General features: G+C 61.1%; 23 protein-coding genes and 1 pseudogene. 11 read left to right on the top strand and 13 right to left on the bottom strand.

Annotated features, from left to right (window positions below; genetic code table 11):
• Positions 1–32 precede the first annotated feature (32 nt).
• From CWC48_RS21900 to CWC48_RS21885, 4 genes are all read right to left on the bottom strand, one after another.
• The gene (locus CWC48_RS21900) at positions 33–1,448 is read right to left on the bottom strand and encodes an LLM class flavin-dependent oxidoreductase (protein ID WP_100490293.1); all 1,416 of its coding nucleotides are present in this window, start codon (positions 1,446–1,448) and stop codon (positions 33–35) included.
• Positions 1,448–1,774: an acyl-CoA dehydrogenase gene (locus CWC48_RS21895; protein ID WP_100490292.1), complete on the bottom strand. Its 327-nt coding sequence runs from the start codon at positions 1,772–1,774 to the stop codon at positions 1,448–1,450. The genes CWC48_RS21900 and CWC48_RS21895 overlap by 1 nt, the downstream gene beginning before the upstream one ends.
• An 11-nt stretch (positions 1,775–1,785) precedes the next feature.
• A complete protein-coding gene (locus CWC48_RS21890; RefSeq protein WP_100490291.1) occupies positions 1,786–2,982 on the bottom strand; it encodes an SfnB family sulfur acquisition oxidoreductase in 1,197 nt (398 codons plus the stop codon).
• Positions 2,983–4,425: 1,443 nt separating this feature from the next.
• Positions 4,426–4,989, bottom strand: coding sequence for a helix-turn-helix domain-containing protein (locus CWC48_RS21885; RefSeq protein WP_100490290.1), 564 nt, complete (start codon positions 4,987–4,989; stop codon positions 4,426–4,428).
• Positions 4,990–5,081: 92 nt separating this feature from the next.
• On the opposite strand from CWC48_RS21885, the gene CWC48_RS21880 reads away from it, so the two are divergent.
• The 7 genes from CWC48_RS21880 (at position 5,082) to CWC48_RS21850 (ending at position 12,262) form a co-directional block, all read left to right on the top strand.
• Complete coding sequence (locus tag CWC48_RS21880) at positions 5,082–6,011, top strand: DMT family transporter (RefSeq protein WP_099492835.1); 930 nt, start codon at positions 5,082–5,084, stop codon at positions 6,009–6,011.
• 211 nt (positions 6,012–6,222) lie between these two features.
• Positions 6,223–9,144: a monovalent cation/H+ antiporter subunit A gene (locus CWC48_RS21875; protein ID WP_078049218.1), complete on the top strand. Its 2,922-nt coding sequence runs from the start codon at positions 6,223–6,225 to the stop codon at positions 9,142–9,144.
• The gene (locus CWC48_RS21870) at positions 9,144–9,488 is read left to right on the top strand and encodes a Na+/H+ antiporter subunit C (RefSeq protein WP_003192163.1); all 345 of its coding nucleotides are present in this window, start codon (positions 9,144–9,146) and stop codon (positions 9,486–9,488) included. The genes CWC48_RS21875 and CWC48_RS21870 overlap by 1 nt, the downstream gene beginning before the upstream one ends.
• Entirely contained in the window at positions 9,485–11,167 is a 1,683-nt protein-coding gene (locus CWC48_RS21865; protein ID WP_099492837.1) for a monovalent cation/H+ antiporter subunit D, read from the top strand. Before CWC48_RS21870 ends, CWC48_RS21865 begins: the two co-directional genes overlap by 4 nt.
• Positions 11,164–11,652, top strand: coding sequence for a Na+/H+ antiporter subunit E (locus CWC48_RS21860; RefSeq protein WP_078049220.1), 489 nt, complete (start codon positions 11,164–11,166; stop codon positions 11,650–11,652). The genes CWC48_RS21865 and CWC48_RS21860 overlap by 4 nt, the downstream gene beginning before the upstream one ends.
• On the top strand, positions 11,649–11,927 hold the full coding sequence (locus CWC48_RS21855) for a K+/H+ antiporter subunit F (protein WP_005789171.1): 279 nt from the start codon (positions 11,649–11,651) through the stop codon (positions 11,925–11,927). The genes CWC48_RS21860 and CWC48_RS21855 overlap by 4 nt, the downstream gene beginning before the upstream one ends.
• Positions 11,924–12,262 carry a Na+/H+ antiporter subunit G gene (locus CWC48_RS21850; protein ID WP_078049221.1) on the top strand — a complete coding sequence of 113 codons (339 nt, stop codon included), beginning with the start codon at positions 11,924–11,926 and terminating at the stop codon, positions 12,260–12,262. The genes CWC48_RS21855 and CWC48_RS21850 overlap by 4 nt, the downstream gene beginning before the upstream one ends.
• 127 nt (positions 12,263–12,389) lie before the next feature.
• Here the strand turns inward: CWC48_RS21850 and CWC48_RS21845 are convergent, their stop codons facing one another.
• Positions 12,390–12,848 (bottom strand): HIT family protein, encoded by a 459-nt coding sequence (locus CWC48_RS21845; RefSeq protein ID WP_100492440.1) that lies wholly within the window; start codon positions 12,846–12,848, stop codon positions 12,390–12,392.
• 112 nt (positions 12,849–12,960) lie between these two features.
• On the opposite strand from CWC48_RS21845, the gene CWC48_RS21840 reads away from it, so the two are divergent.
• Entirely contained in the window at positions 12,961–13,290 is a 330-nt protein-coding gene (locus CWC48_RS21840) for a helix-turn-helix domain-containing protein (protein ID WP_078049222.1), read from the top strand.
• On the opposite strand, the gene CWC48_RS21835 is transcribed toward CWC48_RS21840, so the two are convergent.
• Both CWC48_RS21835 and lepB read right to left on the bottom strand, forming a co-directional pair.
• Positions 13,287–14,069, bottom strand: coding sequence for an SDR family oxidoreductase (locus CWC48_RS21835; protein WP_028616869.1), 783 nt, complete (start codon positions 14,067–14,069; stop codon positions 13,287–13,289). The two genes, CWC48_RS21840 and CWC48_RS21835, sit on opposite strands and share 4 nt — an antisense overlap.
• A 241-nt stretch (positions 14,070–14,310) precedes the next feature.
• Positions 14,311–14,979: pseudogene (gene lepB, locus CWC48_RS21830) on the bottom strand (signal peptidase I).
• Positions 14,980–15,090: 111 nt separating this feature from the next.
• Here lepB and CWC48_RS21825 point away from each other — a divergent pair.
• Positions 15,091–15,654 (top strand): dihydrofolate reductase family protein, encoded by a 564-nt coding sequence (locus CWC48_RS21825; RefSeq protein ID WP_100490289.1) that lies wholly within the window; start codon positions 15,091–15,093, stop codon positions 15,652–15,654.
• Between the two features lie 339 nt (positions 15,655–15,993).
• Here CWC48_RS21825 and cysS read toward each other — a convergent pair whose 3' ends face one another.
• Positions 15,994–17,382, bottom strand: a complete 1,389-nt coding sequence (gene cysS / locus CWC48_RS21820) for a cysteine--tRNA ligase (protein WP_100490288.1) — start codon at positions 17,380–17,382, stop codon at positions 15,994–15,996.
• 18 nt (positions 17,383–17,400) lie between these two features.
• Entirely contained in the window at positions 17,401–19,101 is a 1,701-nt protein-coding gene (locus tag CWC48_RS21815; RefSeq protein WP_100492439.1) for a glutamine--tRNA ligase/YqeY domain fusion protein, read from the bottom strand.
• A 249-nt stretch (positions 19,102–19,350) separates the two neighbouring features.
• Here CWC48_RS21815 and CWC48_RS21810 point away from each other — a divergent pair, with 249 nt between their 5' ends.
• Positions 19,351–19,854, top strand: a complete 504-nt coding sequence (locus CWC48_RS21810) for a peptidylprolyl isomerase (protein WP_078049226.1) — start codon at positions 19,351–19,353, stop codon at positions 19,852–19,854.
• A complete protein-coding gene (gene lpxH / locus CWC48_RS21805) occupies positions 19,851–20,600 on the top strand; it encodes a UDP-2,3-diacylglucosamine diphosphatase (protein WP_100490287.1) in 750 nt (249 codons plus the stop codon). The genes CWC48_RS21810 and lpxH overlap by 4 nt, the downstream gene beginning before the upstream one ends.
• 154 nt (positions 20,601–20,754) lie before the next feature.
• On the opposite strand, the gene CWC48_RS21800 is transcribed toward lpxH, so the two are convergent.
• Genes CWC48_RS21800 through CWC48_RS21785 form a run of 4 tightly spaced genes read right to left on the bottom strand, consistent with a single transcriptional unit; the run spans position 20,755 to position 25,420 of the window.
• Positions 20,755–22,284 (bottom strand): DHA2 family efflux MFS transporter permease subunit, encoded by a 1,530-nt coding sequence (locus CWC48_RS21800; RefSeq protein ID WP_078049228.1) that lies wholly within the window; start codon positions 22,282–22,284, stop codon positions 20,755–20,757.
• Positions 22,284–23,483 (bottom strand): efflux RND transporter periplasmic adaptor subunit, encoded by a 1,200-nt coding sequence (locus tag CWC48_RS21795; RefSeq protein ID WP_078049229.1) that lies wholly within the window; start codon positions 23,481–23,483, stop codon positions 22,284–22,286. The genes CWC48_RS21800 and CWC48_RS21795 overlap by 1 nt, the downstream gene beginning before the upstream one ends.
• Before the next feature lie 15 nt (positions 23,484–23,498).
• Positions 23,499–24,950 (bottom strand): efflux transporter outer membrane subunit, encoded by a 1,452-nt coding sequence (locus CWC48_RS21790; protein ID WP_100490286.1) that lies wholly within the window; start codon positions 24,948–24,950, stop codon positions 23,499–23,501.
• The gene (locus tag CWC48_RS21785) at positions 24,947–25,420 is read right to left on the bottom strand and encodes a MarR family winged helix-turn-helix transcriptional regulator (protein ID WP_078049231.1); all 474 of its coding nucleotides are present in this window, start codon (positions 25,418–25,420) and stop codon (positions 24,947–24,949) included. Before CWC48_RS21785 ends, CWC48_RS21790 begins: the two co-directional genes overlap by 4 nt.
• Positions 25,421–25,459 lie beyond the last annotated feature (39 nt).

Genomic DNA, 25,459 nt, shown 5'->3' with positions numbered 1-25,459 from the left:
AGCGGCAAATCAGTCGACATACATGTTGAATGTCAGTCCGCATTCGCGAGCAAGCCCGCTCCCACATTGGAAGGGTGCAAGGCCGCCAAATCGCGGTAACCGGCCCCCGGATGATTCGCCGCCAACCTCGCACCATCGCCAAACAACTTCTCGCGCAGCGTGCCCTGGGCATACTCGGTCTTGTACACCCCACGCTTCTGCAACTCCGGCACCAGCAGGTCCACGGCGTCGATGAAGGTTTCGTGGGTCAGTGCATAGGCCAGGTTGAAGCCGTCGACATCGGTTTCTTCGACCCACTCCTGCAACAGGTCTGCCACGGTTTCCGGGCCGCCGACAAACAGCGGGCCAAAGCCGCCGATGCCGACCCAATCGGCCAGTTCGTTTGGCGTCCAGACCTTGTTCGGGTCCGCCGTGGAGAAGGCTTCCACCGCCGATTGAATCGCGTTGGTGTGCACGTGCTTGAGCGGTTCATCGGGCTTGAACTGGCTGAAGTCGATGCCGGTCCAGCCAGAGATCAGCGCCATCGCGCCCTCGTAGCTGACGTAGGATTTGTATTCGTCAAACTTGGCCTTGGCCTTGGCGTCGGTCTCACCGACGATCACCGTCTGCAAGTTGAAGATCAGGATCTTCTTCGGATCCCGCCCGGCTTCGGCGGCACGCCGGCGGATGTCAGCGACGGTCTTTTTCAGCAGCACCTTGGAGGGTGCGGCGACGAATACGCACTCGGCCTGTTCGGCGGCGAACCGCTTGCCACGGCTGGACGCCCCGGCCTGGTAGAGCACCGGCGTGCGCTGCGGTGACGGCTCGCAGAGGTGAATGCCGGGCACCTGGAAGTGTTTACCGACATGGCGTATTTCGTGGATCTTGCTCGGATCGCTGAAAATCCGACACTCGCGGTCGCGCAGCACGGCGCCCTCCTCCCAACTGCCTTCCCAGAGTTTGTAGCAGACCTCCAGGTACTCCTCGGCGTAGTCGTAGCGCGCGTCGTGTTCGGTCTGGGCTTTCTGCCCGAGATTCTTGGCGCCGCTTTCCAGGTAGGAGGTAACAATGTTCCAGCCGATGCGACCCTTGGTCAGGTGGTCGAGGGTGGAGAGACGGCGGGCGAACGGGTACGGATGCTCAAAGGACAACGAAGCGGTGAGGCCAAAACCCAGATGCTCGGTGACCAGCGCCATCGGCGCGATCAGCGACAGCGGGTCATTGACCGGCACCTGCGCGGCCTGGCGAATCGCCGCATCACCGTTACCGTTGTAGACGTCATAGATGCCCAGCACGTCAGCGATAAACAGGCCGTCGAACTTGCCGCGCTCCAGGATTTTCGCCAGGTCGGTCCAGTATTCCAGGTCCTTGTACTGCCACGAACGGTCACGCGGGTGCGCCCACAGGCCCGGGGATTGGTGGCCGACACAATTCATGTCGAAGGCATTCAAGCGGATTTCACGGGACATCAAAGCACTCCGTTGAGGTGGTAGTTGCCGACAACCTGGTATTTCCCGCGCAGTGGGTCGTCGAGGGTCGACGGCAGTGCGGTGCGTTGGCCGGTCAGTTCGAATTCGGCGTTGCTCGCGGCGATTAGGGCTTCGGCGGCGGCAATTTGCGCTTCGGTGGCGGCCACCGGGCTGGGATGGGTTTCGGCGCGTTCCAACAGGGCAGCGGCGACATCGACGCGAATCTGTAAGTCGCCAAAGCGGCTGATGACGTAGGGGTCATCACTTTTCTCGACATGCCGGCGGGTGCTGTCCAATAGTTGGCGCGCAAGGCTCAGTGCAGTCATGGTTAAGCTCCTTAGTTCCAGGCGTGGCGCGCGGGCTTCACACCGTTGAGCACGAAGTTGCCAATCAGGTGGTATTTCCAGCGGGCCGGGTCGTGCAGGGTGTGGGTGCGTGCATTGCGCCAGAAGCGGTCGAGGTTGTGCTTGCCGGTGACCGAGCGGGTGCCGGCCAGTTCGAAGAGTTTGCTGCTGGCGAGCAAGGCGGTTTCGGCCGACAGCACTTTGGCCTGGGCGACCACCAACGAGGCATGGGCCACGCTGTCTTCACTCGGTTCGGCGAGGGCGCGGTCCACCGCCAGGCCGGCCTTGGCGAGAATGGCTTCGGTGCCGTGCACCCGCCATTCAAGGTCGCCGATGGCGGCGATGGTGAACGGGTCTTGCCAGCCGTGATCCTGCTGGCTGTCGATCCAGGGCCGCGCTTGGCGCGCGTAGTGCTTGGCCTGCTCCAGCGCGCCGAGGGCGATGCCGGTGTCGACGGCGGCCTGGATGATCTGCGAGATCGGGCCATTGGCCGTGGGCTGGTCGAAGGCCAAGTGGGCTGGAATCACCGCGCTCACGGGCACGGTCACACCGTCGAGGGTCACGCCGCCACTGGCGGTGGTGCGCTGGCCGAAACCGTCCCAGCTGTCGATCACGTTCAGGCCGGGCGCGTCGCGTTCGACAAAGGCAATAAAGGCCTGGCCGTTTTCATTGTTGCCGACGGTGGGCACCAGATGGGCGAACAGCGCGCCGGTGCAGTAGAACTTCTCGCCGTTGATTTGCGCGGTATCGCCATGGAAGCGGATCTGCGTGTCGAAGGTGCCGGCGTTCTTGCTCTTGGCTTCGGAGAACGCGTTGCCGAAACGGTAGCCTTGGAGGACTTTGCCGAAGTAGTGCTGCTTTTGTGCCTCTGTGGCCGTTTGCAGCAGGATATCCACCACGCCCAGATGGTTCTGTGGGATCTGCCCCAGGGACGGGTCGGCGGCGGAGATCAATTTGATCACCTCGGCGACCGTCACATAGGACACCCCGGCGCCACCGTACGCTTTGGGAATGGTGATGCCCCACAGACCGCTGGCGGAGAACTCGTCAAGCTCGGCCACCGGCAGGCGCCGCTCACGGTCGCGCGCGCTGGCCTCGACGGCAAAGCGTTTGGCCAGGCGCGTGGCGACCTCGATGGCTTCCGCGTCCGAGCGGATGATATGGGCAGGGTGTTGAGGGTGGGCTGACATGGACCGACTCCAGGCTCCGAGGGGGTGACCTGGGTGATTGCAGGAGTCGTGCCTGAAAAATTATCTATCTAAATCAATAAATTGCAGCAACCAAAGAAAAGGCGCTTACTTATTAATCGAGCAAATTGTGTATTTGCTGTTGCTCGGCAGACAGTGCTTCATGAACCCAAAAAATAGATGCACAACGTCTCCGACGTTGCGAGTCAGCGCCATGGATTATCGGCAGTGACCCAGAAGCTGCAAAGAATACCGGAGCAGTTGTGTCGTCATTTATTGTGCTGTTCAGAAAGCGGCTCAGGGTTTGACTTCATATCTCGCGGTAGGGGATGTCATCGAATTTCCCTAGGAAGAAGTAATCCTGTAGTAAGCCGTCGAGTGCCCGATAACGAACGCCGACGACGGCACAATGAAAATCAGTGTATTGCCAACGTCGCTGGGGGCCACAATATAAAATGCCATTCACTCATCATTGCAACTCTAATAATTCACTGCCAACAAGTCACCGACAGCCATGCCTTGATAAGCCTCAACTACATAAGTACCGCCATTGGCGACATCTCTCAAATGAATCACCGAGCCGATGGTTCCTGAATACAGGGAGCGCTGAGTGAGGGGTTGGTGGCCGGAGCAAATTTATGTAGTTTAGTGATCATATTAGAATCTCCTTTTTTTGAAAACGTCAACATCACGTCCCGAGTGCTGACGCAACGACAGCGCTGTGCTGTGCTGTACGTCAACACTGTTCTCCAGAGCAAACAATCAAACTCATTGAATGTACTCTTGATATCCTCGTCATATAAAAATGCCTGACAACTTAACTATCCATATGAAGAGGACATCGACAGAAGCTTCTAAATCACATCGTAGTGTCTGTGCGCAGAATGCCCTACATCACTTCCATCAGCGCGCTGCACTGTATAATAAACAACTGTATACGAACCTCCGTTCGTATCCACTGGCCTAACAAGCACATTGACAGGAGCGCTTGGATCCGTTACGTCACGGAAGCTAAACCATGTCCCAGCCGAAGTGTCTTGAACACACATAATTCTGTCCCCCAACTTGATATCGCGGTATGGGTATATGTGTATGTAAGCAAGCCTGGCCGCAATATCAGCATGATTGATAGTGCCATCAGCATTCACGGGAGTAATCGAGGGATCTGGTAGAACCGCGCCTGGTAAATTTTCGCCTAGAACTGGAATAAACACATCCATAGCATGAATCTCCATTAATTAGTTGACTCGACACCTGCTAACAACTACTCGCTGTGGTATCGAGAGCCTAATCTACCACTCGGTGCGCGCATTGAAACCTGTCAAACTTGACAGTTGACATATGAAGACTGGTGCAGTCTTTAGTTGTCATGTCGACTTGATCAGGATCACTGATAACGCGCCGCGTGTTCAGCGGGACGACGCCCTATATTCTTGGCCTAACCTTTCAGATCACTACATTGCGCACAAAGCGCACCGCCACATCGCCGTCATTGCGATAGCCATGCACGTGTCGGCTGGCGAACATATAAAACTCACCGGCGGCAACGTGCTTCTCTTCATCGCCCACCAGCAATGTGAGGCAGCCTTCGAATACAAATAGCTGCACGCTCCAGCCATCCGGGTCGGGATCGGGACTGTAGCGATCGCCCGGCTCCAGTTGCATTTCCCACAACTCGACCTCACGCCGCGCCGTGGCCTTGGCCAGCAACACCGCCTTGCTGCCAGGAATTTCCCCCGCCCAGGCCAGTTCGTTGATACGGCTGTGGTCAGGCGCATCCGGGGCCTGGATCAGGTCGCTGAACGCCACGTCCAACGCTTCGGCCACGCGGTCGAGAGTAGACAGGCTGACGTTCTTTTCGCCCGCCTCGATGGCCACCAGCATGCGCCGGCTGACCCCGGATTTCTCCGAGAGCGCGGTCTGGCTCAGGTCGGCGGCATGGCGCAGGCGCCGGACATTCTGGCTGACGTGCTGCAGGACCGAGGCCCGGTGTGAATTTTCTTTGTGCACTATATTGCTCAATGGGTGGGTGTGCGCAGTATACTGCCCAGCGTGCGGCGCATTGTGCGGTCCGTGCCTTTCCCTTGCAAGACCGAGCCGCCATGACCACCCCGAACTCCCCTTCGCGTTTCAACCGTTTCAGTAAAGCCGAATGCATCCTGGTGGTGATCACCATGATCTGGGGCGGCACCTTTTTGCTGGTGCAGCATGCGATGACCGTCAGTGGCCCGATGTTTTTCGTCGGCCTGCGGTTTGCGGCGGCGGCCATCGTGGTGGGGTTCTTTTCCTTGCGCACCCTGCGCGACCTGACCCTGTTCGAGTTGAAGGCCGGGGTGTTTATCGGCGTGGCGATCATGTTTGGCTACGGGTTGCAGACCATTGGCCTGCAGACGATCCTGAGCAGCCAGTCGGCGTTTATCACCGCGCTCTATGTGCCCTTCGTGCCATTGCTGCAATGGCTGGTGCTGGGCCGGCGCCCGGGGTTGATGCCAAGCATCGGCATCATGCTGGCGTTCACCGGGTTGATGCTGCTGACCGGGCCGGCGGGCGCTTCGTTGAATTTCAGCCCCGGTGAAATCGCCACCTTGATCGGCGCGGTCGCGATCGCGGCAGAAATCATCCTGATCAGCGCATTTGCCGGGCAGGTGGATGTGCGCCGGGTGACCGTGGTGCAACTGGCCACGGCGTCGTTGTTGTCGTTCCTGATGGTGGTGCCGATGGGCGAGGCACTGCCGGGGTTTTCATGGTTATTGCTGTTCAGTGCCGTGGGCCTGGGCTTGACCAGTGCGGTGATCCAAGTGGCGATGAACTGGGCGCAGCAAAGTGTTTCGCCCACCCGCGCCACGTTGATCTATGCCGGCGAGCCAGTGTGGGCCGGCGTGGTGGGGCGGATTGCGGGGGAGCGTTTTCCGCCGATTGCGATGCTGGGGGCGGCGTTGATTGTGGCGGCGGTGATTGTCAGTGAGATGAAGACCAAGGGGCAGAAGGCCCTCGAATTGCGCGATGAGCGGGAACAGGAACAGCAGGGATAGGGTCCGAATGCTTGCGGTGGCCGTCAGATTGCCATCGCGGGCAAGCCCGACTCCCACAGGGAGCGGTGTCGCCCGTAGGAATGCGGTCACTTTAAACAAGGCTAAATGAGCAGTTTCGACCTATCTTGTAGGATCCTGCCACATGTTGCCGTTTGGTGATCGTTAAAGCGGCACGTATGATGCATCCCAAACTCCCGCAGATTAGAAGCCTATGTCCCTGATAGTTCTACTGCTTCTGCCGTTTATTGGCAGCTGTCTTGCGGCCTTGCTGCCGCACAATGCACGTAACACCGAATCCCTGCTGGCTGGCCTTGTGGCCCTGGTCGGTACCGTTCAAGTCGCCCTGCTCTACCCCCAGATCGCCCACGGTGGCGTGATCCGCGAAGAATTCATGTGGTTGCCCAGCCTTGGGCTGAACTTCGTGTTGCGCATGGACGGGTTTGCCTGGCTGTTCTCGATGCTGGTGCTGGGCATCGGCACGCTGGTGTCGCTGTATGCGCGCTACTACATGTCGCCGGATGACCCGGTGCCGCGCTTCTTTGCGTTTTTCCTGGCCTTCATGGGCGCCATGCTCGGGCTGGTGATCTCCGGCAACCTGGTCCAGATCGTGTTCTTCTGGGAACTGACCAGCCTGTTCTCGTTCCTGCTGATCGGCTATTGGCACCACCGCGCCGATGCGCGACGCGGTGCATACATGGCGTTGATGGTCACCGGCGCCGGTGGTTTGTGCCTGCTGGCGGGCGTGATGCTGCTGGGGCACATCGTCGGCAGCTATGACCTCGACCAGGTGCTGGCAGCGGGCGATCAGATTCGCGCGCACGCGCTGTACCCGGTCATGCTGGCCCTGGTGCTGATCGGCGCCTTGAGCAAAAGCGCCCAGTTCCCGTTCCACTTCTGGCTGCCCCACGCGATGGCGGCGCCCACGCCGGTGTCGGCGTACCTGCATTCGGCGACGATGGTGAAGGCCGGCGTGTTCCTGCTGGCCCGCCTGTGGCCGTCGCTGTCCGGTAGCGAAGAATGGTTCTGGATCGTCGGCGGTGCCGGCGCTCTCACCCTCCTCCTCGGCGCCTACTGCGCCATGTTCCAAAATGATCTCAAGGGCCTGCTGGCCTACTCCACCATCAGCCACCTCGGGCTGATCACCTTGCTGCTGGGGCTCAACAGCCCGCTGGCTGCCGTCGCAGCCGTGTTCCATATCCTTAACCACGCCACGTTCAAGGCCTCGCTGTTCATGGCGGCGGGCATCATCGACCACGAAAGCGGCACGCGGGATATCCGCAAGCTCAGCGGGCTGGTGCGGTTGATCCCCTTTACGGCGACCCTGGCGATGGTGGCCAGTGCGTCCATGGCCGGCGTGCCGTTGCTCAACGGCTTCCTGTCCAAAGAGATGTTCTTCGCCGAAACCGTGTTCATCACCTCGACCGCTTGGGTGGAGTTTGCCCTGCCGTTGATCGCGACCATTGCCGGCACGTTCAGCGTGGCCTACGCGCTGCGTTTCACGGTCGATGTGTTCTTCGGCCCAACCGCGACCAACCTGCCGCACACGCCCCACGAACCGCCGCGCTGGATGCGTGCGCCGGTCGAGCTGCTGGTGTTCACCTGCCTGCTGGTGGGCATTTTCCCGGCCCAGGTGGTGGGTTCGATCCTCGCCGCTGCAGCCCTGCCAGTGGTGGGCGGTGTGCTGCCGGAGTACAGCCTGGCGATCTGGCACGGCTGGAACGCGCCGATGATCATGAGCCTGGTGGCCATGTCCGGCGGCGTTGTGCTCTACCTGCTGCTGCGCAAGCAACTCAAGCGCGGCCGCTTCAAATACCCACCGGTGATCAGCTACTTCAACGGCAAGCGCGGTTTCGAGCGCAGCCTGGTAGTGATGATGCGCGGCGTGCGCAAGATCGAGAAACGCATCAGCACCAAGCGCCTGCAGACGCAACTGTTCTTGCTGGTGTTGGTGGCGGTGATCGGCGGCATGATCCCGATGCTCAACAGTGGCCTCAGTTGGGGCGACCGACCGAAGATCCCCGGTTCCATCGTGTTCGTGACCCTGTGGCTACTGGCGATTGCCTGTGCCCTCGGCGCCGCCTGGCAAGCCAAGTATCACCGACTGGCAGCCCTGACCATGGTCAGCGTGTGCGGCCTGATGACCTGCATCACCTTTGTGTGGTTCTCGGCGCCGGACCTGGCGCTGACGCAGTTGGTGGTCGAAGTGGTCACCACTGTGCTGATCCTGCTGGGTCTGCGTTGGCTGCCACGGCGGATCGAAGAAGTCTCGCCACTGCCCAGCTCGCTGCGCAAGGCTCGCATCCGTCGCTTGCGTGACTTCCTGTTGTCCACGGTGGTGGGTGGCGGCATGGCGCTGCTGTCCTACGCGATGCTGACCCGCCAGACACCCAACGACATTTCCTCGTTCTACCTCAGCCGCGCCCTGCCCGAAGGCGGCGGCAGCAATGTGGTGAACGTGATGCTGGTGGATTTCCGTGGCTTCGACACCCTGGGCGAGATCACCGTGCTCGGCGCCGTGGCGCTGACGGTGTACGCCCTGCTGCGGCGCTTCCGCCCATCCAAGGAAAGCATGCAACTGCCCGCGCAACAGCGCCAGTTGGCGCCGGACGTGGCCACCGACCTGGTCAACCCGCGCCAGGCCAGCGACACCGCCCTGGGCTTCATGATGGTGCCGGCGGTGCTGGTGCGCCTGCTGCTGCCGATAGCGCTGGTGGTGTCGTTCTACCTGTTCATGCGCGGCCACAACCAACCGGGCGGCGGGTTTGTCGCCGGCCTGGTGATGTCGGTCGCGTTTATCCTGCAATACATGGTTGCCGGCACGCAGTGGGTCGAGGCACAGATGAGCCTGCGGCCGATGCGCTGGATGGGCTTCGGGCTGTTCTCGGCGACGCTGACCGGGCTCGGTGCACTGTTTGCCGGCTACCCGTTCCTCACCACCCATACCTGGCATTTCAGCCTGCCGGTGCTGGGCGACATCCATGTCGCCAGCGCCTTGTTCTTCGACGTCGGCGTGTACGCCATGGTCGTCGGTTCGACGCTGCTGATGCTTACCGCCCTCGGTCACCAGTCCGTGCGGGCCCATAAACCGAGCAACCAGGCCAAAGTGGTTGCCGCAACGGAAGGAGCCGCCTGATGGAAGAAGTCATCGCAATTGCCATTGGGGTCCTGGCGGCCTCCGGCGTCTGGCTGATCCTGCGGCCACGGACGTTCCAGGTGGTGATGGGCCTGTGCCTGCTGTCGTACGGGGTCAACCTGTTCATTTTCAGCATGGGCAGCCTGTTTATCGGCAAGGAGCCGATCATCAAGGACGGCGTGCCGCAGGACCTGCTCAACTACACCGATCCACTGCCCCAGGCGCTGGTGCTCACGGCCATTGTGATCAGCTTCGCCATGACCGCGCTGTTCCTGGTGGTGTTGCTGGCGTCCCGGGGACTGACCGGCACTGACCATGTGGACGGCCGGGAGCCCAAGGAATGACGTGGATGAATCAACTGATCGTCGCGCCGATCCTGCTGCCGTTGCTTACCGCCGCCCTGATGCTGATGCTCGGCGAGAAGCATCGGCCGCTGAAAGCGCGTATCAACCTGTTCTCCAGCATGATCGGGCTGGGCATCGCCATCCTGCTGCTGTACTGGACGCAAAAAGGCGGCCCCGGCTCCATCGGCGTGTACCTGCCGGGCAACTGGCAAGTGCCGTTTGGCATCGTGCTGGTGGTGGACCAATTGTCGGCACTGATGCTGGTGCTCACCGGGATCATCGGCGTGAGCGCGCTGCTGTTCGCCATGGCCCGCTGGGACCGCGCGGGCACCAGCTTCCATGCGCTGTTCCAGGTGCAGATGATGGGTTTGTACGGGGCCTTTCTCACCGCCGACCTGTTCAACCTGTTCGTGTTCTTCGAGGTGCTGCTGGCGGCGTCCTATGGCTTGATGCTGCACGGTTCCGGGCGTGCGCGGGTGTCCTCGGGGCTGCATTACATTGCGATCAACCTGCTGGCCTCGTCACTGTTCCTGATTGGCGCGGCGATGATCTATGGCGTCACCGGCACGCTGAACTTCGCTGACCTGGCGCTGAAAATCCCGCTGGTGCCCGAGGCGGATCGCGGCCTGTTGCACGCCGGTGCGGCCATCCTCGCGACGGCATTCCTGGCCAAGGCCGGCATGTGGCCGCTGAACTTCTGGCTGGCCCCCGCTTACTCCTCGGCGAGTGCGCCGGTGGCGGCGATGTTCGCGATCATGACCAAGGTCGGCGTGTACACCGTGCTGCGCCTGTGGACCCTGCTGTTCTCCGGCCAGGCCGGTGCCTCGGCGCTGTTTGGCGGCGACTGGCTGGTGTATGGCGGCATGGCGACCATCATCTGCGCGGCGCTGGCGATGGTGGCGGCGCAGCGGCTGGAGCGCATGGCCAGCTTGAGCATCCTGGTGTCGGCCGGGATCCTGCTGTCGGCCGTGGGTTTCGCCCAGCCGAGCCTCACCGCTGGGGCGCTGTTCTACCTGGTCAGTTCGACCTTGGCGCTGAGTGCGCTGTTCCTGCTGGCCGAACTGATCGAGCGGTCACGCTCGGCCAACGACCTGCCGCTGGATGAAGAGATCGATGCGCTGCCCAAGGCCATGGAATCCCTGCATCCGCGTCCTGGCGTCAACCTCGATGACGAGCAGAAAGCCGTGATCGGCCAGGTGATTCCCTGGACCATGGCCTTCCTGGGCCTGAGCTTTATCGCCTGCGCCCTGTTGATCATCGGCATGCCGCCGCTTTCCGGGTTTATCGGCAAGCTCAGCCTGTTGAGTGCGCTGGTCAATCCACTGGGCCTGGGCGTCAGCGTTGACGCGCCGATCCGCCCGGCTGCCTGGGGCTTGGTGGCGTTGCTGATTCTTTCCGGCCTGGCCTCATTGATCGCCTTCGCGCGCCTGGGCATCCAGCGCTTCTGGACCCCGGAAGAGCGTCCATCGCCACTGCTGCGTCGCTACGAGTGCCTGCCGATCTTCTTCCTGCTCGGTCTCAGTATCCTGCTGACGTTCAAGGCTGAGCCGCTGATGCGCTATACCCAGGACACCGCCGTCAGCCTGAACAACCCGGAGCACTATGTTATGGCGGTGATGGCGACGCGACCGGTGCCGAGCCCTGAGGCCAAAGCCGCCGCGCTGGAGGTGCAGCCATGAAACGCCTGTTACCTGCCCCGTGGTTGTCGCTGGCGTTGTGGGTGTTGTGGCTGGTGCTGAACCTGTCGGTAAGCCCCGGCAACCTGCTGCTGGGCGCGCTGTTGGGCTTTCTCGCGCCGCTGCTGATGGCGCCGTTGCGGCCGTTGCCCATACGCATCCGCCGCCCGGGGGTGATTATTCGTCTGTTTTTCCTGGTGGGCCGCGACGTGATCGTCTCCAACCTGCAAGTAGCTTGGGGCGTGCTGATGTGTGGCGCCCGCCCGCCGCGTTCGCGCTTCATCAAGATCCCCCTGGACTTGCGTGATGCCAACGGCCTGGCCGCGCTGTCAATGATCACCACGGTAGTGCCTGGCACCATCTGGTCGGAACTGGCGCTGGACCGCAGCATCCTGCTCCTGCATGTGTTTGACCTGGAGGATGAAGCGTCTTTCATCGAGCACTTCAAGTCCGCCTACGAGCGGCCCCTGATGGAGATCTTCGAATGAGCGCCCTGCTCTCCAATGCGATCCTGTTCAGCCTGTTCCTGTTCTCCCTGGCCATGGTGCTGACGCTGATCCGCCTGTTCAAGGGCCCGTCGGCCCAGGACCGGGTACTGGCGCTGGACTACCTGTACATCCTGGCGATGCTGATGATGCTGGTGCTGGGCATTCGGTACGCCAGTGACACCTACTTTGAAGCGGCGCTGTTGATCGCGCTGTTCGGCTTCGTGGGCTCGTTTGCCCTGGCCAAATTCCTGCTGCGTGGGGAGGTGATTGAATGATGCCGTTGTGGATGGAAACCGTCGTGGCGGTGCTGCTGGTGCTCAGCAGTGTGTTTGCGCTGATCGGCGCGATCGGGTTGTTGCGCATGAAGGACTTCTTCCAGCGCATGCACCCGCCAGCACTGGCCTCGACGCTGGGAGCGTGGTGTGTGGCGTTGGCGTCGATCATTTATTTTTCGGTGCTCAAGTCCGGGCCGGTGTTGCACGGGTGGTTGATTCCGATTTTGCTGTCGATCACCGTGCCGGTGACCACGTTGCTATTGGCGCGCACTGCGCTGTTCCGCAAGCGCATGGCCGGTGATGACGTACCAGCCGAAGTCAGCAGCCGCCGCTGATCCATCAAGCGAACACAGTAAAAAAGTGTGGGAGCGGGCTTGCTCGCGAATGCGGTTTTTCAGTCAGCACATCAGCGACTGACCCACCGCATTCGCGAGCAAGCCCGCTCCCACATTTGGTTTTGCATTAGACAAATGATCTGATGTGCGCTGCCAACTCCGCTAGCTCGGCATCATCCGCCCGCACAAAATCGTGGGACGAGATATAGCCCTCATAGGCGTCGAAGAACTTCTCCACCTTGGAGCTGATGGGCTTGAAGGTACTGTCCCCGCCCGTCCCATGCATGGGAAACAACTTCGCATGCAGATGATCCACCCCGTACCCTTCCAGCATCATCCCAGTACGGGCCACATCGGGAAACGCACGGTCGATCTGAAGCGCGGTTTTCTTCGCTGCAACGGCAAGCCCGGCCAACACCTCATCCGACTGCGCAAACGCATAGCTGCCGTAGTGCTGCTTGGGGATTACCACGCTGAAACCCGGTGTATTGGGAAAGATCGAAAGAAACGCCATATGCTGGTCGTCTTCCCACAGAATGTGCGCTGGGGAGGTCTTTTGAACAATGCTGCAGAAGATACAATCCATTTTAATCACCGCTGGTTTCATCGTGGGTTTGGTCGTGTCGACCATCTAAAGCCAGGCTGCGGCGGACGTCAAAAAAAATGGCAACTTTCCGAAATGTCCTAGGACTTATGCGATGAGTAAACCCTACACCCCTGCCACCGCCGCCGCTGACGTCGAAACCACGCTCGCCTGGCTTGGCGGGCGCTGGAAGCTGATCATTCTGTTCCACCTGTTCGGCGGCCAGGTGCAGCGTTATTCCGACCTTGAGCGACTGATCCCGGATATCTCGCAGAAGATGCTCGCCCAGCAATTGCGCCAGCTCGAAGCCGATGGCCTGGTACAGCGCACGGTCTACCCAGTGGTGCCGCCCAAGGTGGAATACCGTATGACCGAGTGGGGGCAGAGCCTGTGCCCGGTACTGGATGGCCTGCTCAAATGGCAGGCCGCCAAACCGGCGATTTAGACCGTAGGGACGGTGCCGCCGTCGATCACGTACTCGGTGCCGCTGATCGACGCGGCGCGGGGCGAGACCAGGAAGGCGATCAAGTCAGCCACCTCCTGGGGCTTGGCCGGCCGTCCAAGCGGAATACCGCCGAGCGCCTGCATGATGATCTGCTTGCCCCCCGCGTAATCCGTTCCCGCCTGCTCCGCCAGGCGCTCCGCCAGTGCCACCGCCGCGTCCGTCTCCACCCAGCCCGGCGAAACCCGCACCACCCGAATACCCTTGGGCGTGACTTCTTTCGACAGGCTCTTGCTGTAGGTCGCCAACGCTGCCTTTGCAGCGGCATACGCCGTGGTCGACTCCGGCAACGGCAACTCCCGCTGGATCGACGTGACATGAATAATCACCCCGGCGCCGCGCGCGAGCATCCCGGGCAGGAGCGCCCGATCCACCCGCACTGCCGCCATCAGGTTCTGGCCCAGGGCATTCGCCCACTGCTCATCATCGAGCACCGCAAAACCACCGCCGGGCGCGCTTGAGCCGCCGAGCACATTGACGATGATATCGACGCCGCCAAGCCGAGCCTTCACCGCCTCAGTAGCACTCGCACAACCGGCGGCAGTGCCTAGGTCGGCAGCGATGAAATGCACGCCTTCGGGCGTCGAATCCGCCGCCGAACGCGCGACCGAAATCACCTGGGCGCCTTGTTCACGCAACACCGCCACCACGGCGGCGCCGATACCTTTGGTGCCACCGGTGACCAGCGCACGAAGGCCTTTCAGTCCGAGATCAAAGCTCATGGAACCTACTCCTGGATAAACGAAGACCGCAGGATAGGCACCGGGCGGACAGCCCACAAGAACGCACGAAAAGGTAATGGGCTAACCCAAAAGTGAGTATCTGGATTCAGGGGCCCTCGTAACACAGCCAACTGTAGGAGCCGGCTTATCGGCGATGGCGGCGTGTCAGTCGCCGTCAATATAGCGGATACGCCGCCATCGCCGGCAAGCCAGCTCCTACAGGGGTAATGAGGGCTTGTCCTTACAGGATCGGCGCGCCAAATCTGTTCAGGCGTGGCATCCAGTGATCCAGGATCTGCGCCGACGCCAGCACATGATGCGCCCGCCCGATCAGCAGCCGGCGTGGCACAACGCCGATATACCGTGAGTCATCGCTGTTATCACGGTTGTCCCCCAGCATGAAGTAACTGTCGGCCGGCACCACCACCGGCCCGAAATTACGCATTGCCCGCACCGTCGGCATGAACTACACCGTGCGCTGTCGGTTGGCCGCCCGCTCGTTCAGCTTGATTCCTGGCACGGTATGGCCGGGCAGGATGGGTTCGCTGATGTCCTGCGCGTCACTGTAGGTGGCAGGCACGCCGTTGACCCACAACACCTCATCTTTCATTTCCAGGGTGTCACCGGGTATGCCGACGATACGCTTGATCAGGCGCATACCGTCCTTGGGCGATGAAAACGTCACCACATCGCCACGTTGGGGGTTATCGAGCTTGGCCAGGGAAATGTCCGTGAGCGGCAGCTTGAGGTCGTAGGCCACCCGGTTCACCAACACCACATCGCCCTCCAGCAAGGTCGGGCGCATGGAGCCAGAGGGAATAGGATTCCAGTCGGCCAGGGACGTACGGAAAACGCCGAAGCACATCCAGAAAATGATTGCGTAACGGTAACGGATCAACCAACTTCGCATACATCCTCGCACGGCAGAAAGGGGCATCAGGATTGTGTCTAGACGCCCGGTTGTTGCACCCGAGGATTAAATGAGTATTAGCGTCCACGCGCACTAAAAGGAGTTTTCGCCATGGATAACCAATGTTCGGTCTTCATCGCAGCCAGCATCGACGGCTTTATTGCCCGCCCGGACGGTAATATCGAGTGGTTGCACCGACCAGAGTACGAAACCGCCGAGCTGAACGGCGTGACCTATGAACGCTTCATCGCCATGGTCGATGCACTGGTAATGGGTCGCAAAACCCTGGAGAAAATCTTGTCCTTCCCCGAGTGGCCCTACGAGGGCACGCCCGTCATTGCGCTGTCCCACCAGCCTCTGCAGATCCCTGCGCACCTGGAGGGCAAGGTCGAGGTCATGGCAGGAGACGTCACCTCACTCGTGGCAACGTTAGCCGAGCGCGGCATGAAGCACCTCTATATCGACGGAGGCCAGACCATCCAGGCGTTTCTTGAAGCGGGCCTGATCGATGAGCTGATCATTACGCGTATCCCGGTTTTACTCGGGCAAGGCGTTCCACTGTTCAGCCAGGTTGGCAGTGAGCGGCAGCTTCACCATGTAGGCACCTACGTGTCGGACAATGGTTTTGTGCAGAGTCGATATCAAGTGACGGCAGGCGCTCACGCCGCGCAATAATGGACTTCTCTGAAGGAACAGACCATGTACCCACCCCTCGCATTGGTCGCAGGCATAGGAAGTCGTAACCGCTCCATCGGCAAAGCCGGCGGGTTGTTGCGAATGGTGCCGGATGATTTTTACGTGAGGCGTGGATCAGCAACTGAATGAAGCAGGCACCGTAAAAAATGTGGGAGCTGGCTTGCCAGCGATAGCGGAATATCAGTCTGCATCTTCGGTGACTGGCACTCCGTCATCGCAGGCAAGCCAGCTCCCACAGTGGATCGAGTGAGCCGTTAAAACGGTGTGCAAAAAAACGCCCCGAACCACTCGGGGCGTTTTTCGTTCAGCGTTTATCGATCAGGCCTGATCAGCCAACCGCCACGTCGTCCCGCCCTTCCCGTCTTCCAACACCACACCCATCGCGGTCAGTTGGTCGCGGATACGGTCGGATTCCGCCCAGTCTTTATTGGCACGCGCAGCCAGACGCGCCTGGATCAACGCATCCACTTCAGCCGCATCCACACGCCCTTCGGCGCCGGCTTGCAGGAAATCTTCAGGCTTCATTTGCAGAACCCCCAGCACGCTGGCCAGTTCTTTCAAGCGCGCCGCCAGACCCGCCGCCGCATCAAGATCGCTCTCACGCAAACGGTTGATCTCGCGCACCATCTCGAACAGCACCGCGCAGGCTTCCGGGGTGCCGAAGTCGTCGTTCATGACTTCGGTAAACCGTGCGACGAAGGCTTCGCCGCCGGCCGGTGCCACGGCTGGCAGGCCTTTCAATGCGTGGTAGAAACGCTCCAGGGCGCCCTTGGCGTCCTTGAGGTTGTCTTCCGAGTAGTTGATGGCGCTGCGGTAGTGGCTCGACACCAGCAGATAACGCACGACTTCCGGATGGTACTTTGCCAGCACGTCGCGGATGGTGAAGAAGTTGTTCAAGGACTTGGACATCTTCTCGCCATTGATGCGGATCATGCCGCAGTGCATCCAGGCGTTGGCGTAAGTCTTGCCGGTGGCGGCCTCGCTTTGGGCGATTTCGTTTTCGTGGTGCGGGAACTCAAGGTCGCTGCCGCCGCCATGAATGTCGAAGGTCTCGCCCAGGCAGCAGGTGGACATCACCGAGCATTCAATGTGCCAGCCCGGACGCCCGGCGCCCCACGGCGATTCCCAGCTCGGCTCGCCGGGCTTGGTGCCTTTCCACAGAACGAAGTCGAGCGGGTCCTGCTTGGCTTCGTCGACTTCGATACGTGCGCCGATGCGCAGGTCTTCGATTTTCTTGCGTGACAGCTTGCCGTAGCCCATGAACTTGGCGACGCGGTAGTACACGTCGCCGTTGCCTGGGGCGTAGGCATAACCCTTGTCGATCAGGGTCTGGATCATCGCGTGCATGCCCGGGATGTGGTCCGTGGCACGCGGTTCCATGTCCGGCTTGAGGATGTTGAGGCGGGCCTCGTCCTCGTGCATCGCGGCGATCATGCGCTCGGTCAGCGCGTCGAACGACTCGCCGTTTTCATTGGCGCGGTTGATGATCTTGTCGTCGATGTCGGTGATGTTGCGCACATAGGTCAAGTCATAGCCGCTGAAACGCAACCAGCGGGTCACCAGGTCGAAGGCAACCATGCTGCGGCCGTGGCCGATGTGGCAGTAGTCGTACACGGTCATGCCGCACACGTACATGCGCACCTTGTTGCCATCCAGCGGCTTGAAGACTTCTTTGGTCTTGCTGAGTGTGTTGTAGATCGTTAGCACAACGGCTTCCTTAGAGAATCACTGGCCCCACGAATCACGCAAGGTCACGGTACGGTTGAATACCGGCTGACCTGGTTTCGAGTCCTTGATATCCGCGCAGAAGTAACCTTCGCGCTCGAACTGGAAACGGTCTTCCGGCTGTGCGTCGCCAAGCGATGGCTCGGCACGACAACCAGTGAGTACTTGCAGGGAGTCAGGGTTGATGTTGTCGAGGAAACTGGCGCTGTCTTCGGCCTTTTCAGGGTTCGGCGAGCGGAACAGGCGATCGTACAAACGCACTTCGCACTCGATGCTGGCCGCGGCTGGCACCCAGTGGATCACGCCCTTGACCTTGCGGCCTTCAGGGTTCTTACCCAGTGTTTCCGGGTCGTAGGAGCAACGCAGTTCGACGATGTTGCCATCGGCGTCCTTGATCGCTTCGTCGGCACGGATCACGTAGCTGCCGCGCAGGCGCACTTCGCCGTTCGGCTCCAGGCGCTTGTAGCCCTTTGGCGGCTCTTCCATGAAGTCATCGCGGTCGATGTAGATTTCACGGGCGAACGGCAGCTTGCGCACGCCGAGTTCTGCTTTTTGCGGATGACGTGGCAGCTCGAGGTGGTCGACCTTGTCTTCCGGGTAGTTGGTGATCACGACTTTCAACGGACGCAGCACGCACATGGCGCGCGGGGCGTTGGCGTCGAGGTCCTGGCGGATACTGAATTCGAGCATGCCAAAGTCGACCACGCCGTCGGAACGGTTGGTGCCGACCATGTCGCAGAAGTTGCGGATCGATGCCGGGGTGTAGCCGCGACGGCGGAAACCCGAGAGCGTCGACATGCGCGGGTCGTCCCAGCCGTTGACGTGCTTTTCATCGACCAGTTGCTTGAGCTTGCGCTTGCTGGTGATGGTGTAGTTCAGGTTCAGGCGGCTGAACTCGTACTGACGCGGGTGCGCCGGTACCGGCAGGCTGTCGAGGAACCATTCGTACAGCGGACGGTGGCTTTCAAACTCCAGGGTGCAGATGGAGTGGGTGATGCCTTCGATGGCGTCCGATTGGCCGTGGGTGAAGTCGTAGTTCGGGTAGATGCACCACTTGTCGCCCGTCTGGTGGTGATGGGCGTGGCGGATGCGGTACATGATCGGGTCGCGCAGGTTCATGTTCGGCGAGGCCATGTCGATCTTGGCGCGCAGCACGCGAGCGCCGTCCGGGAACTCACCGGCGCGCATGCGGGCGAACCAGTCAAGGTTCTCTTCTACCGAACGGTCGCGGAACGGGCTGTTCTTGCCCGGCTCGGTCAGGGTGCCGCGGTATTCCTTGGCCTGCTCCGGGGTCAGGTCGTCGACGTAGGCCTTGCCGGCCTTGATCAGCTCGACGGCCCAGTCGAACAACTGGTCGAAATACTTCGAGGCATAGCGCACTTCACCGGACCATTCGAAACCCAGCCACTTGATGTCGCTTTCGATGGCGTCGATATATTCCTGGTCTTCCTTGGCCGGGTTGGTGTCGTCGAAACGCAGGTGCGTGACGCCACCGAACTCCTGGGCCAGGCCGAAGTTCACACAGATCGACTTGGCGTGACCGATGTGCAGGTAGCCGTTGGGCTCTGGCGGGAAGCGGGTGACGATCTGCGTGTGCTTGCCCGAATCCAGGTCCGCCTGGATGATCGGGCGCAGGAAATTGACCGGGACGGCAGGTCCGGCCTTGGCATTCGAGGTAGGGTCGACAGTGGGCTTGCTCATAGGATCCTTGAACAGACAGGTTCGTGGCCGGGTGAGGCCAGATAAAACAAAGGCGATATCATAGCCGATGCTGTCAAGCACCTGACAGGGCAGCACCGAAAACTGCAGCATTTATTGCACAGGCGGTAAAAAACCACCTCGAAATTCCCGCCGGGCACGCTAAACTGCGCCCCTTGGCCGCAGTTTCGCCATACCGGTCGTGGTGCCCAGGCACCCAAACCCACGAATTCCCTGAAAAGAGTAGTGAACATGACTCAAGTCAAACTGACCACCAACCACGGTGACATCGTCATCGAGCTGAACGCCGAGAAAGCGCCGATCACCGTCGCCAACTTCATCGAGTACGTGAACGCCGGCCACTACGAAAACACCGTTTTCCACCGTGTCATCGGCAACTTCATGATCCAGGGCGGCGGTTTCGAGCCTGGCATGAAAGAAAAGAAAGACAAGCGTCCAAGCATCCAGAACGAAGCGGACAACGGCCTTTCCAACGACAAGTACACCGTCGCCATGGCCCGTACCATGGAGCCGCATTCGGCCTCCGCGCAGTTTTTCATCAACGTCGCCGACAACGCCTTCCTGAACCACAGCGGCAAGAACGTGCAGGGCTGGGGCTACGCGGTATTCGGTAAAGTCACCGAAGGCCAGGACGTCGTCGACAAGATCAAAGGCGTGCAGACCACCGGTAAAGCCGGTCACCAGGACGTTCCGGTAGACGACGTGATCGTCGAGAAAGCCGAGATCGTTGGGTGATATTGCTGATTTCAGATTTGCATCTGGAAGAGGAGCGCCCGGATATTTCCCGGGCGTTTCTGGATCTGCTCCACCACCGCGCTCGTGGCGCCCAGGCGTTGTACATTCTGGGGGACTTCTTTGAAGCCTGGATTGGCGACGATGGGATGACCCCCTTCCAGCGTTCGATCTGCGAGGCTCTGCGCGAGCTGAGCGACAGCGGCACCCCGATTTTCATCATGCACGGCAACCGCGATTTCCTGATCGGCAAGGCGTTCTGCAAAGCAGCAGGTGCCACCTTGCTCAAGGACCCGAGTGTCGTGCAGCTCCATGGCGAGCCCGTGCTATTGATGCACGGCGACAGCCTCTGCACCCGCGACGTCGGCTATATGAAGCTGCGGCGCATCCTGCATAACCCGATCGTGCTGTTTATCCTGCGGCACCTGCCGCTGGGCACGCGCCATAAACTGGCACGCAAGCTGCGCAGTGAGAGCCGTGCACAGACACGCATGAAGGCCAACGACATCGTCGATGTAACCCCCGAGGAAGTGCCCCGGGTGATGCAGCAGTTTGGCGTGCGCACCCTGGTCCACGGCCACACCCACCGCCCCGCCATTCACAAGCTGCAGATTGGCGACCAGGCGGCCAAGCGCATTGTGCTGGGGGATTGGGACAAGCAGGGCTGGGCGTTGCAGGTGGATGAGCAAGGGTTTCAGTTGGCGGCGTTTGACTTGGTCAATCCGCAATTGGCGTTGCCTGGGGCTTGAGCCACCAACACCCCAGATCCCCCGTGAAAAGAGATCAAAATGTGGGAGGGGCTTGCCCCCGATGGCTGTGGATCTGTCAGCATATTTTTGACTGAGCCACCGCGATCGGGGGCAAGCCCCCTCCCACAGTTGATTGCATTCCAGCCCTTGCGGATCAGTGGCCGGAAGCCTCCGGCCCTGCCTTGGCGCCAAACGGCGGCTTGGCCAGCCACACCAGCAGCATCAACCCCATGAACATCCACCCCAGCAACGTGAAGTAATCCACGGTGGACATCATGTACGCCTGGCTGGTGAGGATCTGGTCCAGCTGCGTGTAGGCCTTCTGCCCTGCCCCGCCCAGCGCCTGCAAGGCATCGCGGGTCGCGGAGTCGTAGGTGGTCATGTTCTCGCTCATGTACGCATGGTGCTGGTCCGCCCGGCGAATCCAGATCCAGGTGGTCAGCGACGCCGCAAAGCTGCCGCCCAGGGTCCGCAGGAAAGTCGCCAAGCCCGCACCGTCGGCAATCTGGCTCGGCGGCAGGTCGGACATCAGGATGCTCAAGGTCGGCATGAAGAACAGCGCCACACCGATACCCATGAACAGCTGCACCAGGGCGATATGCTGGAAGTCCACCTCATTGGTGAAGCCCGCCCGCATGAAGCAGCTCAAGCCAATCGCCAGGAACGCCAGGCCCGCCAGCAGGCGCAGGTCGAACTTGTGCGCGTACTTGCCGACAAACGGCGACATCAGCACCGGCAAGATGCCGATCGGCGCCACTGCCAGGCCGGCCCAGGTGGCGGTGTAGCCCATCTGGGTCTGCAACCACTGCGGCAAGATCAGGTTGATGCCGAAGAAGCCCGCGTAACCGAGGATCAACACGATGGTGCCGATGCGAAAGTTACGGTACGCAAACAGCCGCAGGTTGACCACCGGGTGTTTGTCGGTGAGCTCCCAGATGATAAACACCGCCAGGGCAATCACCGAAATCGCCGCGCCAATGATGATGAAGTTGGATTCGAACCAATCCAGGTCGTTGCCCTTGTCGAGGATGATCTGCAAGGCGCCGACCCCGACGATCAGGCTCAACAGCCCCACATAGTCCATTGGCTGGAAACTGGTGACCACCGGGCGTTTCTTCAATTGTGAACGCACCACCATCACCGCAAAGATGCCGATGGGCACGTTGATAAAGAAGATCCACGGCCAGCTGTAGCTGTCGGTGATCCAGCCGCCGAGGATCGGCCCCGCAATCGGCGCCACCACCGTGACCATCGCCAACAGCGCCAGGGCCATGCCTCGCCTCGCCGGTGGGTACACGGCGATCAACAGCGTCTGGGTCATTGGGTACAACGGCCCGGCCACCAGGCCTTGTATGACCCGAAACGCAATCAGCTCCGGCATCGAGGTGGAAATACCACAGAGGAACGACGCCAGCACAAACAGCAGGGTCGCCCACAAGAACAGCTTCACCTCGCCAAACCGGCGGCTGAGCCAACCGGTGAGCGGCAAGGCGATGGCGTTGCTCACCGCAAACGAGGTGATGACCCAGGTGCCCTGCTCCGAACTCACGCCAAGGTTGCCGGAAATGGTCGGCAACGCCACGTTGGCGATGGTGGTGTCGAGCACCTGCATGAAGGTCGCCAGCGACAGGCCAATAGTGGCCATCAACAGGCTGGGTGGCGTGAAGGAGGCGTTATTGCTCATCAGCGTTGCGCAGCCTTGGGTGCGGCGGTGCTGTTGTCATGGATCAACTGGTTGATCATGGCGTCAGCCTCGGCCAATTGGCGGTCATACACGTTGGTGGTGAACGAGGCCTTTTGTGGGGGCTGTTGCGCCAGTACCGGGCCGCTCTGGTCATGCAGGTCCACGTTGACCACGGTGCTCAAGCCCACGCGCAGTGGGTGCTTGGCCAACTCGTCGGCGTTGACGTGGATGCGCACCGGTACGCGTTGCACGATCTTGATCCAGTTACCGGTGGCGTTCTGCGCCGGCAGCAGGGCAAACGCACTGCCGGTACCGGCACCCAGGCTGTCCACGGTACCGCTGAACTTCACGTCACTGCCGTAGATGTCCGACTCGATGTCCACGGGTTGGCCGATACGCATATTGCGCAGTTGGGTTTCCTTGAAGTTGGCATCGATCCACAGCTGGTTCAGCGGGATCACCGCCATCAACGCGGTGCCCGGCTGGACGCGCTGGCCCAGTTGCACGGTGCGTTTGGCCACGTAGCCAGTGACCGGTGCGATCAAGGTGCTGCGCGCATTGGTCAGGTAGGCCTGGCGCAATTGCGCGGCAGCGGCCTGCACATCCGGGTGGGAACTGATCACTGTGTCGTCCACCAACGCATTGGTGGTTTTGAGTTGCTGCTCAAGGTTGGTCAGGGCGTTTTTGGCCGCAGTGAGGCTGTCACGGGCATGAGACAGCTCCTCCTGGGAAATCGCCCCGCCCTGGGCCAGGGTTTTACGACGATTGAAGTTGTCCTGGGCGGTTTGCACGTCGGCTTTCTGTGCATTGACCTGGGCCTTCATGCCGTCGACGTTGCTGTACAGGCCGCGCACTTGGCGCACGGTACGGGCCAGGTTGGCCTGGGCACTTTGCAGGCCGACAGCGGCGTCGTTCGGGTCGAAGTTGATCAGCACCTGGCCTTCGTGGACCAGGTCGCCATCATCGGCGCCGATGCTGACCACGGTGCCGGTGACCAACGGGGTGATTTCCACCACGTTGCCGTTCACGTAGGCGTCGTCGGTGCTTTCGTTGAAACGGCCGTAGAGCTCATACCAGCCCCACACGCCGACCACGGCGAGGATGACGATCAGCGCCAGGCCGATCAGCATCACTTTGCGTTTGCGTGGGTTGTTGTCTTTGGGTTGTTCGGTTGCGTTGGTGTTTTCGGCAGTGGCCATGACAAATACCTCAAATTATTCCGTGCGTGTGGCTGGGGTGGTCGCTGCCACGTTGTCGGCGCTGTAGCCGCCGCCCAGGGCCTGCATCAATTGAATCGACAGGTCGATCTGCGCCGCATTCAGGGTCGCCAGCTGGCGCTGGGCCTGCAGCAATTGCTGCTCGATGCTCAGCACATCCAAGTAGTTACCGATCCCGGAGCTGTAGCGCTGCACGCCGGTGTCGTAGGACTGCTGGGCAATGTCCGCGGCGTGTTGCTGGGCCTGGATCTGCCGGCCGGTGTCGCGCAGTTGCGAAAGGGTGTTGCCGATATCGCCCAGGGCTTGCACCAGGGTCTTGTTGTACTGCGCCACCGCCAGGTCGTAGTCGGCGTCACGGGCGTCGAGGTCGGCACGCAGGCGGCCGCCGTCGAAGATCGGCAGCGAGATCGTCGGCGCAATGTTGAAGAAGCGGCTGGCCGATCCGAACATCGCATCCCCCAGCAACGACTCGGCCCCGGCACTCGCGCTCAGGTTGAGATTGGGATAGAAGCGGGTCTTGCTCGCATCAATGTTCTTGCCGGCCGCCTCCACACGCCAGCGCGCGGCAATCAGGTCCGGGCGACGGCCAAGCAGCTCGGCCGGCAGCACGGATGGCACCGCGACGGCGCTGGGTTTCAGCACGGCGGGCCGCGCCAGTTCACTGCCCCGGTCCGGGCCTTTGCCAAGCAACACCGCCAAGGCAATCTTGGCGCTTTGCAGTTGTTTTTCCGCGTCGATCAGTTGCGATTGGGCGCTGGCTTCAAGGCTTTCGGTCTGCTGGAACTGGTACTGGCTGTCGATGCCCGAGTTCAGGCGACGCTTGCCCAGGTCGAGCATCTGCCGGGTGCGCTTGAGGTCGTCATTGGCCAGGTCCCGCACGATATGGGCCTGGCCCAGGTCGCTGTAGGCCTTGGCCACGTTGGCGGCCAGGGTCAGGCGTGCCGCCTGCTGGTCGACTTGGGCGGCACGCGCCTCACCCAAGGCAGCTTCCCAGGCAGCCCGCTGGCCGCCCCAGAGGTCGAAGTTGTAGTTGAAGCTGGCGCCGATGTTGCGCACGGTCGAATAAGCATCGCCTTCACCGCGCGGGTCCTGGTCTTTGGCCAGGCGCGAGCGGCTGACACCGGCGCTGGCGTCGAGGGTCGGCATGCGCTCGGCGTTGGCGGCGTAGGCAGCGGCTTCGGCCTGGTGGGCACGGGCGCTGGAGACTTGCATATCGGGGCTGTTTTGCAGGGCTTCCTGGATCAGGCCGTCGAGCTGTGGGTCGCCGAGGCTTTTCCACCAGTCGGCGGTCGGCCAGGCAGCGCTCGACAGGGTCATGCCGCTCAGGGACTTACCGGTTTGCAGGGTGTTGGCGTCGAGGCGTTTGCCTTGGGTGTCGAGGCCACTGTAGTTGGCACAACCGGCCAGTGTCATCGCCACCAGCACCAGGCTGAATGCGCGTGTGTTCATGAGTTACCTACCCGCTGGATGACGATGGCGTCACCGGCTGCGACGAGAATTTTCTTGAGGATTTTTTCCAGGGTTTGCAGCTCGCCAGGCTCCAGGGCGCCGGCCAGCTCGTTCATCGACTGGGCGCCGATGTGCGGCAGCATGTCTGCCAGGCGCTGGCCGTCTTCCGTGAGGACCAGCCGCACCTGGCGCCGGTCCTGCTCGGAACGCTGGCGCGCCAGCAAGCCCTTTTGCTCCAGGCGATCGAGCATGCGGGTCATGGAGCCACTGTCCAGGGACAGGTTGCGGCACAGCTCCGCCGGGGTATCGACGTCGAACTGGGCAATGATGATCAACACTTTGAACTGCGCGGCAGTCACGCCGTGCGGTTCCATATGGGTGTCGATAATGCGGTCCTTGAGCAGCGCCGCCCGGCCCAGGAGCAGGCCGAGATGGCAGTTGCGAAAGCTGTCAGGGGTGAAGTGGGGCATCGGAAGTCACCTTATTACTGCCTAGGCAGTGAATGTATG

Origin of the sequence: Pseudomonas sp. S10E 269 (genome assembly GCF_002798465.1) — a bacterium.
GTDB classification, from domain to species: Bacteria; Pseudomonadota; Gammaproteobacteria; order Pseudomonadales; family Pseudomonadaceae; genus Aquipseudomonas; species Aquipseudomonas pergaminensis.
The sequence above is the reverse complement of the archived record's forward strand: the minus strand, read 5'-3'. Positions and strand labels throughout refer to the sequence as shown.

Bases quoted from the DNA above. Each gene is read 5' to 3' on its own strand.
- CWC48_RS21790 (WP_100490286.1), bottom strand. From the start codon at position 24,950: ATGAACACACGCGCATTCAGCCTGGTGCTGGTGGCGATGACACTGGCC.
- CWC48_RS21795 (WP_078049229.1), bottom strand. From the start codon at position 23,483: ATGGCCACTGCCGAAAACACCAACGCAACCGAACAACCCAAAGACAAC.
- CWC48_RS21850 (WP_078049221.1), top strand. From the start codon at position 11,924: ATGATGCCGTTGTGGATGGAAACCGTCGTGGCGGTGCTGCTGGTGCTC.
- CWC48_RS21835 (WP_028616869.1), bottom strand. From the start codon at position 14,069: ATGAGCTTTGATCTCGGACTGAAAGGCCTTCGTGCGCTGGTCACCGGT.
- CWC48_RS21895 (WP_100490292.1), bottom strand. From the start codon at position 1,774: ATGACTGCACTGAGCCTTGCGCGCCAACTATTGGACAGCACCCGCCGG.
- CWC48_RS21785 (WP_078049231.1), bottom strand. From the start codon at position 25,420: ATGCCCCACTTCACCCCTGACAGCTTTCGCAACTGCCATCTCGGCCTG.
- CWC48_RS21870 (WP_003192163.1), top strand. From the start codon at position 9,144: ATGGAAGAAGTCATCGCAATTGCCATTGGGGTCCTGGCGGCCTCCGGC.
- CWC48_RS21800 (WP_078049228.1), bottom strand. From the start codon at position 22,284: ATGAGCAATAACGCCTCCTTCACGCCACCCAGCCTGTTGATGGCCACT.
- CWC48_RS21900 (WP_100490293.1), bottom strand. From the start codon at position 1,448: ATGTCCCGTGAAATCCGCTTGAATGCCTTCGACATGAATTGTGTCGGC.
- CWC48_RS21845 (WP_100492440.1), bottom strand. From the start codon at position 12,848: ATGGATTGTATCTTCTGCAGCATTGTTCAAAAGACCTCCCCAGCGCAC.
- CWC48_RS21810 (WP_078049226.1), top strand. From the start codon at position 19,351: ATGACTCAAGTCAAACTGACCACCAACCACGGTGACATCGTCATCGAG.
- CWC48_RS21840 (WP_078049222.1), top strand. From the start codon at position 12,961: ATGAGTAAACCCTACACCCCTGCCACCGCCGCCGCTGACGTCGAAACC.
- CWC48_RS21860 (WP_078049220.1), top strand. From the start codon at position 11,164: ATGAAACGCCTGTTACCTGCCCCGTGGTTGTCGCTGGCGTTGTGGGTG.
- CWC48_RS21815 (WP_100492439.1), bottom strand. From the start codon at position 19,101: ATGAGCAAGCCCACTGTCGACCCTACCTCGAATGCCAAGGCCGGACCT.
- CWC48_RS21865 (WP_099492837.1), top strand. From the start codon at position 9,485: ATGACGTGGATGAATCAACTGATCGTCGCGCCGATCCTGCTGCCGTTG.
- CWC48_RS21855 (WP_005789171.1), top strand. From the start codon at position 11,649: ATGAGCGCCCTGCTCTCCAATGCGATCCTGTTCAGCCTGTTCCTGTTC.
- CWC48_RS21875 (WP_078049218.1), top strand. From the start codon at position 6,223: ATGTCCCTGATAGTTCTACTGCTTCTGCCGTTTATTGGCAGCTGTCTT.
- CWC48_RS21825 (WP_100490289.1), top strand. From the start codon at position 15,091: ATGGATAACCAATGTTCGGTCTTCATCGCAGCCAGCATCGACGGCTTT.
- CWC48_RS21880 (WP_099492835.1), top strand. From the start codon at position 5,082: ATGACCACCCCGAACTCCCCTTCGCGTTTCAACCGTTTCAGTAAAGCC.
- CWC48_RS21890 (WP_100490291.1), bottom strand. From the start codon at position 2,982: ATGTCAGCCCACCCTCAACACCCTGCCCATATCATCCGCTCGGACGCG.